The sequence below is a fragment of the Comamonas thiooxydans genome (assembly GCF_002157685.2).
Lineage (GTDB): Bacteria > Pseudomonadota > Gammaproteobacteria > Burkholderiales > Burkholderiaceae_C > Comamonas > Comamonas testosteroni_H.
On the sequence record NZ_AP026738.1, the window covers coordinates 4504118 to 4521204 of the forward strand.

General features: G+C 62.7%; 17 protein-coding genes and 1 riboswitch. Of the genes, 6 read left to right on the forward strand and 11 right to left on the reverse strand.

Going from position 1 to position 17087, the window contains the following annotated elements; genetic code table 11:
• The first annotated feature begins 62 nt into the window (after nt 1-62).
• On the forward strand, nt 63-1031 hold the full coding sequence (locus CTR2_RS20945; RefSeq protein ID WP_087081300.1) for a tripartite tricarboxylate transporter substrate binding protein BugE: 969 nt from the start codon (nt 63-65) through the stop codon (nt 1029-1031).
• Nucleotides 1032-1152: 121 nt separating this feature from the next.
• Here CTR2_RS20945 and CTR2_RS20950 read toward each other — a convergent pair whose 3' ends face one another.
• The 4 genes from CTR2_RS20950 to CTR2_RS20965 all read right to left on the reverse strand — a co-directional run bounded on the left by CTR2_RS20950 (nt 1153) and on the right by CTR2_RS20965 (nt 4875).
• The gene (locus tag CTR2_RS20950) at nt 1153-2202 is read right to left on the reverse strand and encodes a porin (RefSeq protein WP_087081298.1); all 1050 of its coding nucleotides are present in this window, start codon (nt 2200-2202) and stop codon (nt 1153-1155) included.
• A 71-nt stretch (nt 2203-2273) separates the two neighbouring features.
• Nucleotides 2274-3494: a sugar transporter gene (locus tag CTR2_RS20955; protein ID WP_087081295.1), complete on the reverse strand. Its 1221-nt coding sequence runs from the start codon at nt 3492-3494 to the stop codon at nt 2274-2276.
• Nucleotides 3495-3571: 77 nt separating this feature from the next.
• Nucleotides 3572-4063, reverse strand: coding sequence for a DUF2127 domain-containing protein (locus tag CTR2_RS20960; RefSeq protein WP_087081293.1), 492 nt, complete (start codon nt 4061-4063; stop codon nt 3572-3574).
• 152 nt (nt 4064-4215) lie between these two features.
• Nucleotides 4216-4875, reverse strand: coding sequence for an NAD(P)-dependent oxidoreductase (locus CTR2_RS20965; protein WP_087081291.1), 660 nt, complete (start codon nt 4873-4875; stop codon nt 4216-4218).
• Nucleotides 4876-4982: 107 nt separating this feature from the next.
• Between CTR2_RS20965 and CTR2_RS20970 the strand changes: the two genes are divergently transcribed.
• Entirely contained in the window at nt 4983-5894 is a 912-nt protein-coding gene (locus CTR2_RS20970; protein WP_087081289.1) for a LysR family transcriptional regulator, read from the forward strand.
• A gap of 143 nt (nt 5895-6037) precedes the next feature.
• Here CTR2_RS20970 and CTR2_RS20975 read toward each other — a convergent pair whose 3' ends face one another.
• Together CTR2_RS20975 and CTR2_RS20980 are read right to left on the reverse strand one after the other, a co-directional pair.
• Nucleotides 6038-7174 carry a branched-chain amino acid ABC transporter substrate-binding protein gene (locus CTR2_RS20975; protein WP_087081287.1) on the reverse strand — a complete coding sequence of 379 codons (1137 nt, stop codon included), beginning with the start codon at nt 7172-7174 and terminating at the stop codon, nt 6038-6040.
• Nucleotides 7175-7414: 240 nt separating this feature from the next.
• Nucleotides 7415-7957 carry a 6,7-dimethyl-8-ribityllumazine synthase gene (locus CTR2_RS20980; protein ID WP_087081285.1) on the reverse strand — a complete coding sequence of 181 codons (543 nt, stop codon included), beginning with the start codon at nt 7955-7957 and terminating at the stop codon, nt 7415-7417.
• A 90-nt stretch (nt 7958-8047) separates the two neighbouring features.
• A riboswitch (FMN riboswitch) is annotated at nt 8048-8216 on the reverse strand.
• A 245-nt stretch (nt 8217-8461) separates the two neighbouring features.
• On the opposite strand from CTR2_RS20980, the gene CTR2_RS20985 reads away from it, so the two are divergent.
• Together CTR2_RS20985 and CTR2_RS20990 are read left to right on the forward strand one after the other, a co-directional pair.
• The gene (locus tag CTR2_RS20985) at nt 8462-9049 is read left to right on the forward strand and encodes a hypothetical protein (protein WP_087081281.1); all 588 of its coding nucleotides are present in this window, start codon (nt 8462-8464) and stop codon (nt 9047-9049) included.
• A gap of 87 nt (nt 9050-9136) precedes the next feature.
• Nucleotides 9137-9820, forward strand: a complete 684-nt coding sequence (locus CTR2_RS20990) for a DUF4124 domain-containing protein (RefSeq protein WP_087081279.1) — start codon at nt 9137-9139, stop codon at nt 9818-9820.
• Nucleotides 9821-9947: 127 nt separating this feature from the next.
• On the opposite strand, the gene CTR2_RS20995 is transcribed toward CTR2_RS20990, so the two are convergent.
• Nucleotides 9948-10835, reverse strand: a complete 888-nt coding sequence (locus CTR2_RS20995; RefSeq protein WP_087084479.1) for an NAD-dependent epimerase/dehydratase family protein — start codon at nt 10833-10835, stop codon at nt 9948-9950.
• A 170-nt stretch (nt 10836-11005) separates the two neighbouring features.
• Between CTR2_RS20995 and CTR2_RS21000 the strand changes: the two genes are divergently transcribed.
• Nucleotides 11006-12052, forward strand: a complete 1047-nt coding sequence (locus CTR2_RS21000) for a CDP-6-deoxy-delta-3,4-glucoseen reductase (RefSeq protein WP_087081277.1) — start codon at nt 11006-11008, stop codon at nt 12050-12052.
• 120 nt (nt 12053-12172) lie between these two features.
• Nucleotides 12173-13141 carry a Bug family tripartite tricarboxylate transporter substrate binding protein gene (locus CTR2_RS21005; protein ID WP_238707746.1) on the forward strand — a complete coding sequence of 323 codons (969 nt, stop codon included), beginning with the start codon at nt 12173-12175 and terminating at the stop codon, nt 13139-13141.
• 113 nt (nt 13142-13254) lie between these two features.
• On the opposite strand, the gene folK is transcribed toward CTR2_RS21005, so the two are convergent.
• The 4 genes from folK to hda are packed head-to-tail and all read right to left on the reverse strand — an operon-like array spanning nt 13255 to nt 16779.
• Nucleotides 13255-13767: a 2-amino-4-hydroxy-6-hydroxymethyldihydropteridine diphosphokinase gene (gene folK, locus CTR2_RS21010; RefSeq protein WP_087081273.1), complete on the reverse strand. Its 513-nt coding sequence runs from the start codon at nt 13765-13767 to the stop codon at nt 13255-13257.
• Nucleotides 13760-15325 carry a polynucleotide adenylyltransferase PcnB gene (gene pcnB, locus CTR2_RS21015; protein WP_087081271.1) on the reverse strand — a complete coding sequence of 522 codons (1566 nt, stop codon included), beginning with the start codon at nt 15323-15325 and terminating at the stop codon, nt 13760-13762. The genes folK and pcnB overlap by 8 nt, the downstream gene beginning before the upstream one ends.
• Nucleotides 15322-16023 carry an HAD family hydrolase gene (locus tag CTR2_RS21020; protein WP_087081269.1) on the reverse strand — a complete coding sequence of 234 codons (702 nt, stop codon included), beginning with the start codon at nt 16021-16023 and terminating at the stop codon, nt 15322-15324. The genes pcnB and CTR2_RS21020 overlap by 4 nt, the downstream gene beginning before the upstream one ends.
• A gap of 57 nt (nt 16024-16080) precedes the next feature.
• Nucleotides 16081-16779 (reverse strand): DnaA regulatory inactivator Hda, encoded by a 699-nt coding sequence (gene hda, locus CTR2_RS21025; RefSeq protein WP_003070849.1) that lies wholly within the window; start codon nt 16777-16779, stop codon nt 16081-16083.
• Nucleotides 16780-17087: the final 308 nt, after the last annotated feature.

Below are 17087 nucleotides of genomic sequence, written 5' to 3' on the forward strand. Positions count from 1 at the left end.
CGAAAACCGCAGGCAATTTCACCAGAGATGCACTGCCAATCACACTTTCCAAGGAGACATTGATGTTCAAGTTCACAGCCACCGTTCTGGCTGCCATGGCTTTTTGCGGCGCTGCACAGGCACAAGGAGCCTATCCCAACAAGCCCATCCGCCTGCTGGTTCCCTTTGCCGCTGGCGGCACGACCGATCTGATCGCCCGCATCATTGCCGAGCCGCTGAGCCGCGAACTGGGCCAGTCCGTGGTGGTGGAAAACAAGGGCGGCGGCGGCGGCAGCATCGGCGCCTCCGAAACCGCCCGCGCGGCACCCGATGGCTACAACCTGGGCATTGCCACCGTCTCCACCACGGCGACCAACCCGGCCATCAACCCCAAGATTCCCTACAACGTGGCCACCGACTTCACGCCCATCGTGAACATTGCCGCCACGCCCAACATCATTGCGGCCAACCCCAAGTTCGCCGGCAAGGACTACAAGAGCTTCCTGGCCGAGATCAAGAACCATCCCGCCAAGTACTCCTACGCTTCGCCCGGCCTGGGCTCCATCACCCACCTGATGATGGAAATGTTCAAGCTGGAAACCAAGACCGAGATGACCCACGTGCCCTACCGTGGCTCGGGCCCTGCGCTCAACGACACCGTGGCCGGTCAGGTGCCGCTGATTTTCGACAACCTGCCCTCCACTTTGCCCTTTGTGAAGGAAAAGCGTCTCACGGCCCTGGTCGTGGCAGCCCCTCAGCGCGTGGCCGCCCTGCCTGATGTGCCCACCTTCAAGGAAATCGGTCTGCCCCAGGTCAACCGCATGGCGTACTACGGCATCGTCGGCCCCAAGAACCTGCCCAAGGATGTCGTGGCCAAGATCAACGCCGCAGTGCGCAAGGCCGTGCAGGACCCCAACGTGAAGAAGCGCATCGAGGAAAGCGGCTCCATCATCATGGCCGACACCCCCGAAGCCTTTGCCAAGCAGATGGCCGAAGAGCTGGCCGTCTACAAGAACGTGGTGCAAAAGCAGAATCTGAAGATGGACGAATAAGCGTCTGCTGCACATGAGAAAAGTCCTCGCCGGCTCATACCGGCGAGGACTTTTTCTTTGCCCCGCCTCATGCACAAGCCAAGTGCTCATGCATGAAACTGGTGCAATGCAAGACCGGTTCTCAGAAACGGTGACGGATACCCACCAGGGCGCTGGTGCCGGACTTGTTGGGAATGTCCATGCTCACGCGGTCATACATGGCCACGGCATAGACATCGGTGCGCTTGGACAGGAAATGGTCGTAGCCCAGGCTGACGGTGGTGCGTGTGCCGCTGACATTGCCCACTTCCGACTTGGTGCGTGCAGCCGCAGCCTTGAAGGTTCCAGGCGTGCCGCTGACGGGAATGTCCAGACCCAGCGAGTAGGTGGTGTTCTCGCGATCCTGGACGTTGATCTTGGCCTGGCCGTAAGTGGCATAGAGCTTGGCCACGCTGAAGTCATAGCTGCCGCCCACCATCCAGTTGCTCTTGGTCGGCATCACCGCCAGCGATACCGGGTTGTTGATCTGCGCGCGCTCATAGAAGGCGGTCAGGCTCAGCGGGCCGCCCGAGTACATCAGGTTCAGGCCCACATTCTTCTTGCCTTTGTTGCCGCTGCTGGTCTGCTCGCCGAACTGGTAATGCACATTGGCCCTGAGGCCGCCAAAGCTGGGGGTCGAATACAGGATCTGGTTGCTCCAGCCGGTGTTGGATGCCGTGGTCAGGCTGTCCGCTCCCCAGGCTGCCGTCGTCATATTCGCATGCAACACCAGCGGCGAGACCGTGAAGGAATCGCCAAACGGATTGGTCAGCACCGTAGGCAGAAAGTTCGGCGCTAGGCCACGGCCCAGGCTGACACGGCCGAAACTGCCGGCCAGGCCCACATTGGCATCACGCGAGAAAAAGGGGTCGGCATCAAAGCGACCTGGGGTACCGGTATCGGCACGAAAAAAGCTGGTGATATTGAAGTCGGCCTTGAGACCGCCGCCCAGATCCTCCACGCCTTTCGCACCCCACCACGAAGTGGTCAGGCCGCCGGAGCCGACCGAAGCCACGCGTTCTTGCCCTGCCAGCTTCATGGAGCCCGCATAGCTATCGATGGTGCCTGTGAGCTGCACGGAACTCTGTGCCTGGGCCGACAGGCTGGCCGCAGCCAGGGCGATGGTGGTGAAGGTAGCGGCAAACGCTTTCATGGATGGTTTCCTCTCTAAAAAGTTTGAGACAAACCACCCATGCAAGAGTCAGGCCAGTTTTGTATACAAAACTAGGACTTCAAACGGAAGCTGTCGGCCAGCTTGAGCATCATGAACAACCAGAGCGCGCCGCCCATGGCAATCAGCAGGCCTCCCACCAGGCCGATATGCGTCATGCCCCATTGCTGGCTGACGATGCTGCCCAGCAGTGCGCCGCCGCCAATGCCGATATTGAAAATGCCCGAGAACATGGACATGGCCACATCGGTGGCATCGGGCGCCAGATTCAGCACCTTGGACTGCATGGACAGTGCAAAGCAGATCATGGCAATGCCCCAGACCGAGCTTTGCAGATACAGGCTCCAGACATGCGTGCTGCTCATGACCAGCAGCAACAGACTCAGCGCCAGCACGCCGATGGACGCCAGCAGAAAGCCGCGCGGAAAGCGCAGACCAAACCAGCCGAACAGCACGCTGCCCACAATGCCCATGCCGCCATACAGCAGCAGCACGGCCGTGGTCACATCGCCGGCGTGGCCGGCAATGTCCTGCACAAAAGGCTCGATATAGCTGTAGGCCGTGAACTGGCCGGTAATCACCAGCACCAGCAGCACATAGATGCCAACCAGGGCCGGGCGCCTGAACAGCATGGGCACACTGGACAGGGAGCCTGCGTTCTCGCTGGGCAGCCGAGGCAACAGCTTGCCCAGCACCAGCATCACCGCCGCCGCCACCGCGCCAATGGCCAGAAACGTCATGCGCCAGCCCAGCCATTCACCCACGATGCGGCCCAGCGGAATACCCAGCACCATGGCCACGGAAGTACCTGTGGCCAGCAGGCTCAGCGCCATGGCCTTCTTGCCCGGAGGCGCCACCCGCACGGCCAGCGACGCCGTGATGGACCAGAACACCGCATGCGACAGCGCAATGCCGATACGGCTGATGAGCAGGGACGCATAGCTCCAGGCCACACCCGAGAGCAGATGGCTGAGCACGAACACCGCGAACACGCCCATCAGCAGCTTGCGCCGCTCCATCTTGCGTGTAAGCAGCATGAAGGGCAGCGAGGCCAGCGCCACCACCCAGGCATAAATGGTGAGCATCAGCCCCACCTGCTCCACCTGCATCCCGAAACTGGCGCCAATGCTGCTGAGCAGACCGACGGGCACGAACTCGCTGGTGTTGAAGACAAAAGCGCCCAGCGCCAGCGCAATCACGCTGAGCCAGGCCTGGGCGGGGGATCGGGCAGGAGATATCGAGGTGGAGATCGGAGAGGCTAGGGGCTCTGTCATGAATTTGCAGCTTGCTGCAACGCAGCATAAAGACCGAATTGTGCGCGCCCATGCGTCAAATAGGGCGTGCGGTCCGCTTATTCCGCAGCCGTTGCAGGGACGAGGACCTGCCTGCGCTTCTGAATGAGCCTGGCCAGCAGCACCAGAACCAGTGCAATATTGAAGGCCAGCACCAGCATCGCCTGCCAACTGCTGCGATGCAGCAGATGGAGCAGCTCAAACGGCAGGTACACGGTGCTGGCCAGTACGCCGAACCACTCCCCCCAGGCCTTGTCCCGCCACAGCCCCCAGGCCTCGATGAAGCGCACAGCCGCATAGAGACAGCCGAGCAACACCAATGTACTGACGGGCGTGACGTTGAGGGCATCTGCGGCGTGCAGCAGCAGGGCCGGATAGCGTTGCTGAGGCGACAGGCCCATATGGCCGATCAACTCCAGCACCAGCCGGTGGATATCATGGTGCAGCAGACTCAGCACGCCCCACAACCCCAATAGCGCCGCAACGCCTTTGGTGGCCTCGAACACGGCCATGGCCTTGACCGCAGTGCGCAGTGACGACTGTGAACTCATGGGCGTTTCCGTCGCTGAAAGCACCACTATAGAAACAACTGCCGGATAGCGCTCGCGCTTACCTTATGCAGACACGCACCGCCATCCGCGGCAGCTCAAGTGCCCCGGGCGCTTGCGCCCCAGGTAAAGCGCAGACCCAAGCTGCCGCAGAATCAATAGGCCACCGTGAAGCGCTCACGCACATGGAGGCCCTGCTCCAGTGTATCGATCAGCGCCACGGCCAGATCCTGCACCGAAATATCGCCAGGCTGACCATCAGCCTGCACCAAAGGTTCATCCTTGCCCGTGCGGTACTGACCGGTTCGCCCCCTGGACTGCGCATCGGAGCCGCCATGGAAGCCCACGGCCGGGCTCAGCATGGTCCAGTCCAGAGCGGCCTCCTTTTGCAGCTCGGCAAACATGTCGCGCGCCGCCGAGGCGCCGGGCTTGATGAAGGCCGGAAAATCGGGCGAATCCACTAGTTGCTGACCATTCACATACAGACTGCCGGCTCCGCCCACGACCAGATAACGCTTGATGCCCGCAGCCTTGACACCTTGCACGATGGCACGCGATCCCTGCATGAAATCGTCATAGATATTGGGATTGCTCCAGCCTGCGTTATAGGCGCTGACCACGGCATCGCAGCCGGTCACGGCGCGCTGCACCTCGTCGGCATTGAGCACGTCAGCCTTGACGAACTGCACATGTTCGCGCGCTGCAGCGGCCTCGGGCTTGCGTACCAGGGCCACGACTTCATGACCGCGACGCAGCAACTCATCCAGCAATCCGGCACCGACAAAACCCGTGGCGCCAATCAATGCAACTTTCATGAAAAACTCCTTGTATCTTCAACAGGGCTAAAGATTAATCGGCATTAATTGCGAGAAAAACCCCTTTCAGCCACCATGACCTTGAAGTAGCACTTCAAAATAGCCCCATGGAAGATTTCAGACGCATGGCCATTTTTGCCGCCGTGGTGGAGCGCGGCAGCATGAGCGCAGCCGCCCGCCAGCTCGACATGACGCCCTCGGCGGTCAGCCAGCATATCCGTCAGCTGGAGCACGATGCTGACTTGACGCTGCTGCACCGCTCCACGCGCCAGCTCACGCTGACGGATGCCGGCCAGCGCTTCTACATACAGTGCGCCGCCATGTGCGAGGCCGCCAGCCGAGCCCGCGCCGAGCTGGCCGCCGAGCATCAGCGCCCCAGCGGCGAGCTGCGTCTGGCCGCCCCGGCCGGCTTTACCCAGCATGCGGCCCCGGCGCTGGGCAAGTGGCTGTCCATGCACCCTGAGCTACGGCTGCGCCTGCTGATGGATGACGCTCCCATAGACCTGATCCAGGCGCGCGTGGATCTGGCGCTGCGCTTCGGTAATCTGCAGGATTCCAGCTGGGTGGCCCGCCACCTGGGACGCAGCGCCACCGTGCTCTGCGCCTCGCCGCATTGGATCAAGGCCAACGGCAGCACGCCTCGACACCCCAGCGAGCTGGCACATCTGCCTTGGCTGGACATGAGCCGCAGTGACGATCCTCAGGCCGACTTTCTGTGGCGTCAGCAGGGCACGGCGCAGGAGTACCGGCTGCAGGTGCGGCCGCTCATGGTCAGCAACCATCGCGGCGCGGTGCAGCAGTTCTGCGAAGCGGGCCTGGGGCTTGCCCTGCTCTCGGCCCATGACGTGGCGGCAAGTCTGGAGACGGGCAGCCTAGTGCGCCTGCTACCTGACTGGGATATGGGCATGCTGGATATCTGGGCTGTCACCGCCAGCCGCGACAGCCTGCCCGCCAAGGTGCGCGAGGCCATCGAGGTGCTGCGCCAGTATTTTGCGCAGCTCCGGGGCATGCAGAGCTAGCGCAATCCTTTCGCGTGCAATGCCCCAGCCAGCAACCATCCATGCCTGCCCCAAAGGCCGAAAGCAAAAAAGCCTGCAAATGCGAGGCATCCGCAGGCTTTGCAAAACAGGCCACACCACATGGCCCGGTGCACTCAAGGCAATCAGTTCAGGTCGATAGGCATCTTGTTGCCGTTCACATAGCGGCTCAGCGTATAGCTGGGGTTCTTCATCTCGCCATTCTTCTCGAACTGGATCTTGGAGGTCACACCCGAATAGTCGGACTTCTGCAGGAAGGGGATATAGACCTTGGGGTCCCATGAATTGGCACGCTTCATGGCGTCGGCCAGCAGCATGGTGCCGTCATAGAAATAGGGGCTGTAGACCTGGAACTGGCCGGGATACTTGGCGTCATAGCGCTTCTTCCACTCCGTGCCGCCAGGCATCTTGGCAATGGAGGCTCCGCCATCGGCGCAGACCACGTTCTCCAGCGGCTTGGCGCCGGCAGCCACCTTGGCCAGCTCGGTCACGCAAATGCCGTCACCGCCGAACATCTTGACGTCGTTCATGCCCAGCTGGGCCATCTGGCGCAGCATGGGGCCGGCCTGGCCGTACATGCCGCCGTAGAAGATGGCATCGGGTTTCTTGGCCTTGATGGAGGTCAGAATGGCCATGAAGTCCGTGGCCTTGTCGTTGGTGAACTCGTTGGCCACGATCTTGATGCCGTGCTTTGCGGCATCCTTCTTGAACACATTGGCCAGGCCCTGGCCGTAGGCCGTGCGGTCGTCGATCACGGCCACGTTCTTGAGCTTGAGATTCTTGGCCGCATAGCTGGCCAGCGCCGCACCCAGGGCGTTGTCGTTGGCAATCACGCGGTAGGTGGTGTTCCAGCCGGGCTTGGTCAGGTCGGGATTGGTCGCAGCGCCCGTGATCATGGGAATGCCGCAGTCCTGGAAGACCTTGGAAGAAGGAATCGCCACACCGGAGTTCACAAAGGCCACTGCACCGGCCACCTTGTCATCGCACAGTTTTTGCGAAGCTGCCGTGCCCTGCTTGGGATCGGCCACATCGTCTTCGGCCACCAGCACGAACTTGACCTTCTTGCCGCCGATTTCCATGCCCTTGGCGTTCAGGTCCTCAATGGCCATGCGCACGCCGTTTTCATCGTCCTTGCCGAAGTGAGCCTGAGGGCCGGAGGTCGGGCCGATATGGCCGATCTTGATGATCTGCTCCTGGGCCATCACGCCCCCTGCCATACCTGCTACGACTGTCGCGATACACAACTTGCCAAAATTCTTCATTGCGCACTCCACTCGGTTGAGACAAGACGCAACCTTATGCCCCGCGACAGGCAATTGGCAATGAGGCAATCACATAGGTGCAGCGAGTGCTACACCGGCACAACAATCAGTGTTTTCAGGGATCGGCAAGCGCCCCGGGCTGTGCTGGAAAAACCCGCCGCACGCCCTTGCTCGCGAAATGGCAGCAGCGCCAAAGAAAAACGCCCCAGACTGGGGCGTTCCTTCATCGACACCTGCCGCTCAGGCAGCCTTGGCCTGCAGGAGCGCATCCACCTTGGCATGCTGGTCCAGCGTGCTCAGGCAGGCATGGGCCACTTCCACGCCCTTCTTCACGAAGTGCTGGCGGAAGAACTCCACATGATCGCCATGCTCGTGAAAGTCGCGCGGCGTCAGCACGGCGGAGAACACGGGCACTTCGGAGTCCATCTGCACGCGCATCAGGCCGTCGATCACGGCCGTGGTCACGAATTCGTGGCGATAGATGCCGCCGTTGACGATCAGTGCCGTGGCGATCACTGCATCGAAACGACCGCTTTGCGCCAGCTTCTTGGCCAGCAGCGGGATTTCAAAGGCACCGGGCACGCTGAAATGTGTGATGTTGCCTGCCTGCACGCCCTGTGCCTGGAGTTCGGCCTGGGCCGCATCGCGGGCCTGGTAGACCACTTCGGTGTGCCAGCTGGCGCTGATGATGGCAATGCGGCTGCGGCCGGCCACAGCCTTCCAGGGCGTACCCTCGGAAGTCGCGTGAGTGGCAAAGTTCATGGAGATGGGGGTCTGATTCATGGTGGTATTTCCAGAAAATTCCAATGAATCAGGGCGTGCGCTAATACACCCGCCCATGCGGCAGCGACAGCTGCATCACGGACCGATGCTGCGCGATCTCTTTCATCCGGACTATGACCGTCGGCTCTGGCATCTCACCAGATCTGCTGACCCTGCTGGCTCTGGCGAGACTGCAGGCGCTCGCGGGCTGCTGCAGTCAATGCAAGGCATTGCCACAGATACCGCCGGTGGGGAATTGCACCCCGCCCTGAGAACGCTGCTTTGCGGTGAACCTGGATTCACCACAAGACGAAGTCATTCTAGCGACGCTTTGGCAGCGCTTTTGGCAAAAGGGTCACTATGGTGTCAATCTGAAAAATCAAGAAAAAACCACCCTTAACGCACAGCCACAAAGCGAAACGAGCTCTCATTTGATGAGCATACAGCGTCGTGAAGTCAACCTGGAATAGCCGCCGGACGTTAAGAGCACAGGGCATTGCGCCCCCACACCTCACCAGACACGCCATGAAACCATCCCTGCAGGCATTGATGTCCACCTCCACACGCTGGGCCAGCATGGGGGCTTTGGCCGTGCTGTGCACAGCCTGCGCGGTTCCCGGCGAGTATGACTCTGGCTATGGCGGCGGCTACGGTGGCAGCTATGGCTCCACCACCATCTACAGCACCCAGCCCGCCTATCCGGCCTATCCCGCCTACCCTGTGTACCAGGGCCAGGACCGCAATGACTGGGCATGGCGCGAACGTGAGCGCCGTCAATGGGAGCGCCAGCGCGAGCTGGAACGCGATCGCGCCCAGAACATGCGCGATCGCGAGCAATGGCAACGTCAGATGGAACGCGACCGGGATCAGCAGCGTCGCGAATGGGATCGTCAGCAGTCTCAGAATCGTCGCGATCAGGACCAGATGCGCCGCCAGCAGGAGCGCGAGCAGCAACAGCAATCGCAGCAACGCGAGCGTGACCGCATGCAGGCCGAACGCGATCGCCAGCAACAGGCCCGCGACCGCCAGCAGCAAGACCGCGATCAGCGCCAGCAGCAACGCCAGCGCGAAGGTCAGCAACAGGGCTTTCCTCCTCGCGGTGACTGGCGCTGACCGGATGCTGCAGCACGGCACCGCTTCTGCTTTTCCTGCCGCCACCTCATAATTTGCAGGCACTCAAACGCCTTTGAAGGAGCGGTCATGCCAGAGCCCCTATCTCCCGCCGTCACCATGCGCAAGCTGCCGCTGGGCTTGCTGCTGGGCTGGGCGCTGATCGCAGGCTCGGCCCAGGCTCAGGTCATGCGCTGTGTCGATGCCAAGACCGGCGAGGTGACCTATACCAATGGCCGCTGCATCTCGGGCGAAATGAGCACGCAGATTCAGGCGGCACAAAGCGCCGAGGAAATTGCGGCCGAGCGTGCCAATGCCAGCCAGGCGCGGGAGCGCAGCAAGGCCCAGATGGCGCGCGACGATGCCCAGCGCCGTCAGCGTGAAGAGCAGGAGCGCAAGGAACGCGAGGCCGCAGACAGAGCCCAGGCCCGGGCCGGGGCCAATCTGGAAAACACGCCCGCCTGCCGCCAGGCCCGCGAGCGCTACAACGCGATACTGGCCGAAGCCAGCCCCGACCCAGCCACCTGGGGAGAGCGCAGCCAGGCGGCCCAGGCCCAGATGGAGATGAGCTGCCTGGGCGCAGCTGCCTACCAGCAGCTGCAGCAAAGCCGGGCGCTGCAGCCCAATGCCATCAACCGCCCGCAGTGGGGCTATGGCCATCCCAACCGCTACCCGCCGGCACGTCCCACGCCATCGCAGCCGCCCGCCAAGATCGTCAACTGCAATGTCTTCCGCTGCTATGACAACCGCGGCGGCGTTCATCCGATACCGTAATCCCCCTGAGGCGCTGTGCGCCTTCCCCCTGGGGACAACAGCTTCGCTGCGTGGCGACGCTTGCTTACTTGCTTGCTGCCCATTGCCTGGTCCCGCGATTTTTTGAGGGCCGTGCTTTTTGCCCTGCCTAGCTTTGCAGGCCCTCGGTCACCGTGGGATAGCGTAGCCTGAGTCGCAATTCATGCTTGAGCCGCTGATTCGACAGTCGCCGCGACTCGCTCATGAAACTCAGCAGGCTCGCAGGCAGTTCTGTCTGCGCCTGCTCGCGCGAAATGCGCGGCGGGCGGGCCAGGCCGTAGAGATCGGCCGCCAGATCGAAGTAATCCCCCATCTTCAGCTGCGTGTCGTCGCTGGCGTGATAGATGCGCTGCGCCTTGCCGCGCCACAAGGCGAGCAGGCAGGCACGTGCCAGATCGTCGGCATGAATATGGTTGGTATAGACGTCGTCGTCGGCCTGCAGCACGGCCGTGCCTCGCTGCAGCCGGGCGCGGGGCGTTCCGCCCTCACGATCGGGGGCGTAGATGCCGGGAATGCGCAAGATGCTGGTCCGCAGACCCGAGCGACCGGCAAAGCGCACCGCGAGCTCGGCATTCACGCGGCGCTGCGCTCTGGCAGTCGTCGGCGCGACGAATCGGGTTTCGCTCACCCACTGCCCCTTGCAGTCGCCATAAACGCCAGAGGTCGATGCATAGACCAGGCTGCGCGGCAGGCTGCGCAGGCGCAGCGCCCGCAGCAGCGCCGTGCTGCGGGTGTCGAGCCACCAGCGCTCATCCCCGGCAGCCGGTGCCGGTGGCGGAGCCAGATGCAGCACCCGCGTCGCGATACCGGCCAGCCTGCGCAGGCTGGCCGGATCATCCAGATCCCCCCACAAAGGCCTCACGGCCTGGGCATGCAGTTGCTCGGCCCGCTCCGGATTGCGGCTCAAGGCCAGCACCTGGACTGCCTGCCTGCCGCGGCCTGAAGTGGCCAGCAATCGGGACACGCGCTGACCCACATCGCCGAGGCCGACGATCAATAGACGTTCACGACGAAAGCGCGCTGGCAGCGCGCCCAATGGGCTTTGGTTTGAGGGCAAAATCGGGACCTGCTGCGTACAAGTTCTAAGGAGCCACTGGCGTTGCTGCGACAGCAGCAGCGCCGACAAAAAAGGCTGCCGGATACGCCTTCAAGGATAACCAAAACGTCATGACCGAGATTGCCCACGCTTCGTTTGAAATTACCGTCCAGCCCAGCGGACGTGCTTTTGCCACTCAGGGCGCTGAAACCATTCTGGCCGCGGCCATTCGCACCGGCGTCGGCCTGCCTTATGGCTGCAAGGACGGTGCCTGCGGCTCCTGCAAGTGCAAGAAGCTCAGCGGCGAAGTCAGCCACGGTACGCACTCGGACAAAGCTCTGACAGCCGAAGAGGAAGCTGGCGGCTATGTGCTGACCTGCTGCGCCACGCCTCACAGCGATGTGGTGCTGGAGTCACGCCAGGTCACGGACGCCAGCTCCTTCCCCATCAAGAAGATGCCCGTGCGCGTGGCCGCGCTCGAGAAGAAGTCGCATGACGTGATGCAGGTGCGCCTGCAGCTGCCGGCCAGCGAGAAGTTCCGCTACCACGCCGGCCAGTATGTGGAGTTCATACTGCGCGACGGTGCCCGCCGAGCCTACTCCATGGCCACCGCGCCCCATGTGCAGGAGACGGCGCCCGGCATCGAGCTGCATATCCGTCACATGGAAGGCGGCAAGTTCACCGATCATGTCTTCGGCGGCATGAAGGAAAAGGAAATCCTGCGTGTGGAGGGCCCGTTCGGCAGCTTCTTCCTGCGCGAGGACTCGGACAAGCCCATCATCCTGCTTGCCTCGGGCACGGGCTTTGCCCCTATCAAGGCACTGATCGAGCATATGCTCCACAAGGGCATCAACCGCCCCGTCACGCTGTACTGGGGTGGCCGCCGCCCCACCGACCTGTATGACGCCAGCTGGATTGCCGAGCACACGGCCGCCATGCCCCAATTCAGGTATGTGCCCGTGATCTCCGACGCCCTGGCCGAAGATGCCTGGACGGGCCGTACCGGCTTTGTCCACCAGGCCGTTCTGGACGACTTTGCCGACCTGTCCGGCTACCAGGTCTATGCCTGCGGTGCCCCCATCGTCGTGGATTCGGCCCGCACCGCGTATACCAGCGAACGCGCGCTACCAGCCGAAGAGTTCTACGCCGACGCCTTTACCTCCGAAGCGGACAAGTAAGAACGCTGTTTTGCGAAAACCCCGATGCATTCCATGCCGCATCAGGGTTTACGCGCAATTTTCTTGCACAAGTAACCGCCAGTTCCAGAGCCGCTGCAATTTTTTGCACAATAGAGCTCTATGAACCGTAGAAACAGCCTTCTCTCGGTCATGGCGGCCGTTGCTGCCTTGGCCTCTCCCCTCTCCCAGGCCCAAGAACCCATCCGTCTGATCGTGCCCTATGCGCCCGGTGGTCCGCTGGACATCACCTCGCGCGCGCTGGCAGAGCGGGTGCGCGATTCCCTGGGCGTCGTCATCATCGACAACAAGGCCGGTGCCGGCGGCAATATCGGCGCCGATGCCATTGCCAAGGCCCAGCCCGACGGCCTGACCATAGGCCTGGCCGCCACGGCCACCCATGCCGTCAACCCCTGGCTCTATACCAAGATGCCTTATGACGCGGGCAAGGACTTTGCGGGCATCACCCAGATGGTGCGCGTGCCCAATGTGCTGGTGATGAATGCCGCCAAGGCCGAGCAGCTCAAGATCCATAGCGTGGCCGATCTGATCGCCTACGCCAAGAGCCATCCCGGCAAGCTCAACTACGGCAGCGGCGGCAATGGCTCTGCAGGCCATCTGGCAGGCGAGATGCTCAAGCAAAAGGCCGGCATCTTTGCACTGCACGTGCCTTACCGTGGCGCCAACCCCGCCCAGCTGGCCTTGCTGTCTGGCGAGGTGGACTTCAATATCGACAACCTGGCTGCGGCCGCGCCCAATATCAAGAGCGGCAAGCTGGTGGCTCTGGCTGTGACTTCGCTCAACGCCACACCGCTGCTGCCCGGCGTGCCCGCGCTGTCCAAGAGCTACCCTGGTTTTGCCATCGACACCTGGTGGGGACTGGTTGCCCCGGCCGGCACCCCCAAGCCCGTGCTGGACAAGCTGAGCAAGGCCTTCAATGATGCCCTGCAAGCACCGGAAACCAAGACCCGCTTCAACGCACTGATGGCCGAACCCGTGGGCTCCACGCCCGCCGAATTCGACAAGTTCATGGCCGCCGAGCGCGCCAAGTACCAGCCTATCGTCAAGGCCTCCGGCGCCAAGGTCGACTGACGGACCCTGGCGCTGATGAAAAAGCCCCGGCAGCCTGACGGCTCCGGGGCTTTTTCATGTAGTTTCAGCCTCAATCGCTTTCCAGGCAAGTGCGAGAAGCTATCAAATCAGAACTACGCTGACTGCTCTATCCACCAGCCCTGGGCCAGGCTGCGTGCTATGCCCTGGTCTGCCACGGCCTGCAATTGCTCGGTGCTGACGCTTCCAGGCGCAATTTCGGCCAGCGGCAGCAGCACAAAGGCTCGCTGCCACATGCGCGGGTGGGGAAGGATCAGCTCGGGAGCCTGCGACTGCCGATCACCCCATAACTCGATATCCAGATCCAGCGTGCGGGGTGCATTGCGGTAGGGACGCTCGCGTCCGGCCTGCTGCTCGATCGCCTGCAGCGCATGCAGCAGATCCAGCGGTTCCTGTTCGGTGCGCAGCAACGCCACTGCATTCAGATAGTCAGGCCCGGACGAATCAATGGGTTTGCTGCTGTAGAGCGAGGACACGGCCAGCAGCTCGGTCCGGGCCAGCCCGGCCATCGCCGCCACAGCCCAGGACAAGGTCCGGCGTGCATCGCCCAGATTGGCCCCGAGACCGACGGCAACCGTGTCGGCCGCCAGCGCCACCGGTTTACTCATCACCACCGGCGGCTGGAGCCGCACCGGCGGATGGTTTGCGGCGACGGCGGCGGCGCTTTTTGGGAGCGGCGGCATCGCCTTCTGCGGCCACCTGATCCAGCGGGCTGTCCTGCTCGCCTTCGGCTTTTTTCTTGGCCACGCGATGCACCTTGGGAGCCGTCTGCTGCTGGGCACGCTGGCGGGCGCGCTGCTCGTCGCGGGCCTGGGCAATCAGGTCATCGCGCTGGGCATCGTCGGCCTGCTGGAACTCCTGCCACCAGCTGGCCAGGCTTTCCTCGACCTCGCCGATATCGGCACGCAAGCGCATGAAGTCAAAACCGGCACGGAAGCGCGGCTGCGCCACCATGGAGTGCGGAGTGGCTCCGGTGCGCTTGTCAAAGCGCGGCTGCATGACCCAGATCTCGCGCATATCGGCAGCCAGCTTGCCCCGGCCCGAGACATCGCCGATACGCTGATCGAACACCTCGTCAATCGACTCCTGCAGTGCAGGAAAAGGGTGATAGCTCTTGGCCAGACGCTTTTCCCAGCCCTGCTTGACGTCCTGCCACAGCACGCAGGCCAGCAGGAAGCTGGGCGCCACGGGCTTGCCTTCGGCCACGCGGCGGTCGGTGTCCATCAGTGCGGCCTGCACGAAGGGATGGTCGGCACGCTCCATGACCACGTCCAGCAGCGGATAGATGCCGCGCGACAGACCCAGTTCCTTGAGCTGTGCCACCGAGGCCAGCGCGTGACCGGTCTGCAGCAGCTTGAGCATTTCGTCGAACAAGCGGCTTTGCGGCACTTCCTGCAGCAGCGGCTCGCACTCGACCAGAGGCTTGGCGGTCTTGGCTTCGAGCTTGAAGCCCTTGCTGCTGAGCTTGGCGGCAAAGCGCACGGCACGAATGATGCGCACCGGGTCTTCGCGATAGCGCGTGGCCGGATCGCCGATCATGCGCAGCACCTTCTTCTTGGCGTCCGCAATGCCGCCGTGATAGTCGACCACGATCTGTGTCTCGGGGTCGTAGTACATGGCGTTGATGGTGAAGTCGCGGCGCGTGGCATCCTGGTCCTGCGGGCCCCAGACGTTGTCGCGCAGCACGCGGCCGCTGGCATCCACGGCATGCTTCAGCCCAGCCAGCTGATTCTTGCTGGTACGTTCATTGCCGCTGACCTGCTCGGCCGCGCTGTTGTCCAGAAAGGCACGGAAGGTGGACACCTCGATGACTTCGTTTTCGCGGCCGCGGCCATAGACCACGTGCACGATGCGAAAACGCTTGCCGATGATGAAGGCGCGGCGAAACAGGTTCTTGACCTGTTCGGGCGTGGCATCGGTGGCCACGTCGAAGTCCTTGGGACGCAGACCCAGCAGCAGGTCGCGCACGGCGCCGCCGACGATGTAGGCCTCGTGGCCCGAGCGCTTGAGCGTCTGCACCACGTCGATGGCGCGACGGTCCACCAGGTTCGGGTCTATGCCATGCACCTGAACCGGCACTTCCTCACGCTTGCCGAACTTTGGCTTGCGCGAGCGGGGGGCTGCGGGCGCCTTGCCCAGCAGCTTGTCAATAATGGTCTTGATCATGGTGCTTCGCTAAATAGGTCCACGATGCGCCAGCCGCGTTCCTCGGCCAGGGCACGCAAGCGCGCATCGGGGTTGGTGGCCACCGGGTGATCCACTTTTTCAAGCAGGGGCACATCGTTCATGGAGTCGCTGTAGAAGGTCGCCTCGACGTCCTCCCAGCGCAGGCCGCGCTGGGTCAGCCATTCGGTCATGCGCACGACCTTGCCCTCGCGCATATTGGGAGTGCCGGCGATCTCGCCGGTGAACCAGCCACTGCCATCACGCACCAGCTCGGTTGCCAGCAGGTGCTGCACGCCGAAGGCATGGGCGATGGGACGCGTCACAAACTCGTTGGTGGCCGAGGTGATGACCACGGTATCGCCCGCATCCAGGTGCTGCTGCACCAATGCCAGGGCGGCAGGCTTCATGGCGGGGCGAATCACTTCGTCCATGAAACGCTGGTGCGCAGCCGTGGCCGCAGCCTCGCCGCGCTGCACCACGGCAGCCGTGGCAAAACGCACATAGTCGGGGATGTTGAGACGGCCGGCCAGATAGTCGTCAAAAAAGGCATCGTTCTGGCGCCCGAACTCCTCGCGGTCGCACCAGCCGATGGCAATGGAGAACTCGCCCCAGCCATGGTCGGAGTCCAGAGGCAGCAGCGTATGGTCCAGGTCAAACAGGGCCAGCCTGGGCTTGATAGCCAATTCAGAAGTCGACATTCAAATCCAACAAAAAGTGCTGTGGCATGGCCAAAGCGGGGAGCGTGGCCTGAGGCCTCACTCGGTTTCCAGCATGGTCTTGAGCAGCGGGATGGTGATGGCGCGCTTGTTGCGCAAGGCAAAACCGTCCAGCATGTCCAGCAGCTGCATCAGCGAGCCCAGATCGCGAGAAAAGCGTCTGAGCATGTAATCCATCACTTCGTCGCTCAGAAACACGCCACGGGCATCGGCTTCCTGACGCAGCACGGCACGCCGCGCCGACTCGTCGAGCAGATGCAGCTGATAGACGTGACCCCAGCCAAGGCGGGTGCGCAGGTCCTCACGCATCTTGAGATCGGCCACCGGCAACTGACCCGCAGCCAGCACCCAGCGCGGCAGGCCGGTGGCGGGGCTGGTGGCATTCACGAACCAGTTGAAGGCACGCGCCTGCTGGAACGGGGTGTAGATATCCACATCGTCCATGAGCACGGCGGCCCAGCGCTCGTCGAACTCGGGCGGGAACGGTGTGGATGCATCCATCCAGCCCACCATCGCGCCTTGCTCACGCAAAGCTTCACGCACCGCCTTGAGCAAATGACTCTTGCCGGACCCGGCCTCTCCCCAGAGATAGGTGGGTACAGGCGTGCGCGACTGCTGCAGCTGACCGTCGCCCACCCAGTGACGCAGATGATCAATCAGCGCGGCATTCGGGCCGACGAAGAAACGCGCAAGCGTCGGGCCGGGCGCCATGCTGATATCCAGAGCCAGCTGCTTCATCTGCGACATACGCGCAGCGCCCCCTTTCCTGGGCATTCAACAGCCCATGCGGCGAAATCTGGCAGGAGATTCATCAGCATCAATGGTGGAAGATACAAAGGCCCGGACGCGCACTAGATCAGGCCCTGCAATATGCCCTAGCGTGATCACTCGGTAACAAAAGCACCAATTTTAGTCTGCACTCGCAGCCCCCGAGCGGCTTCAGGCTGATTTTGCCTACTGCCGTTGTTGTAGTCAGGCCATGAATGCTCCAGCAAAACCCTTTGACGCATGTCCGGGCGCCCCCGCTGCACGGGCAAGCGCCGTAG

Bases quoted from the DNA above. Each gene is read 5' to 3' on its own strand.
- CTR2_RS20980 (WP_087081285.1), bottom strand. From the start codon at position 7,957: ATGAATCAGACCCCCATCTCCATGAACTTTGCCACTCACGCGACTTCC.
- CTR2_RS20950 (WP_087081298.1), bottom strand. From the start codon at position 2,202: ATGAAAGCGTTTGCCGCTACCTTCACCACCATCGCCCTGGCTGCGGCC.
- CTR2_RS21020 (WP_087081269.1), bottom strand. From the start codon at position 16,023: ATGTCGACTTCTGAATTGGCTATCAAGCCCAGGCTGGCCCTGTTTGAC.
- CTR2_RS20965 (WP_087081291.1), bottom strand. From the start codon at position 4,875: ATGAAAGTTGCATTGATTGGCGCCACGGGTTTTGTCGGTGCCGGATTG.
- folK (WP_087081273.1), bottom strand. From the start codon at position 13,767: ATGAGTAAACCGGTGGCGCTGGCGGCCGACACGGTTGCCGTCGGTCTC.
- CTR2_RS20985 (WP_087081281.1), top strand. From the start codon at position 8,462: ATGAAACCATCCCTGCAGGCATTGATGTCCACCTCCACACGCTGGGCC.
- CTR2_RS21000 (WP_087081277.1), top strand. From the start codon at position 11,006: ATGACCGAGATTGCCCACGCTTCGTTTGAAATTACCGTCCAGCCCAGC.
- CTR2_RS20945 (WP_087081300.1), top strand. From the start codon at position 63: ATGTTCAAGTTCACAGCCACCGTTCTGGCTGCCATGGCTTTTTGCGGC.
- CTR2_RS21005 (WP_238707746.1), top strand. From the start codon at position 12,173: ATGAACCGTAGAAACAGCCTTCTCTCGGTCATGGCGGCCGTTGCTGCC.
- CTR2_RS20970 (WP_087081289.1), top strand. From the start codon at position 4,983: ATGGAAGATTTCAGACGCATGGCCATTTTTGCCGCCGTGGTGGAGCGC.
- CTR2_RS20955 (WP_087081295.1), bottom strand. From the start codon at position 3,494: ATGACAGAGCCCCTAGCCTCTCCGATCTCCACCTCGATATCTCCTGCC.
- CTR2_RS20975 (WP_087081287.1), bottom strand. From the start codon at position 7,174: ATGAAGAATTTTGGCAAGTTGTGTATCGCGACAGTCGTAGCAGGTATG.
- hda (WP_003070849.1), bottom strand. From the start codon at position 16,779: ATGAAGCAGCTGGCTCTGGATATCAGCATGGCGCCCGGCCCGACGCTT.
- pcnB (WP_087081271.1), bottom strand. From the start codon at position 15,325: ATGATCAAGACCATTATTGACAAGCTGCTGGGCAAGGCGCCCGCAGCC.
- CTR2_RS20990 (WP_087081279.1), top strand. From the start codon at position 9,137: ATGCCAGAGCCCCTATCTCCCGCCGTCACCATGCGCAAGCTGCCGCTG.
- CTR2_RS20960 (WP_087081293.1), bottom strand. From the start codon at position 4,063: ATGAGTTCACAGTCGTCACTGCGCACTGCGGTCAAGGCCATGGCCGTG.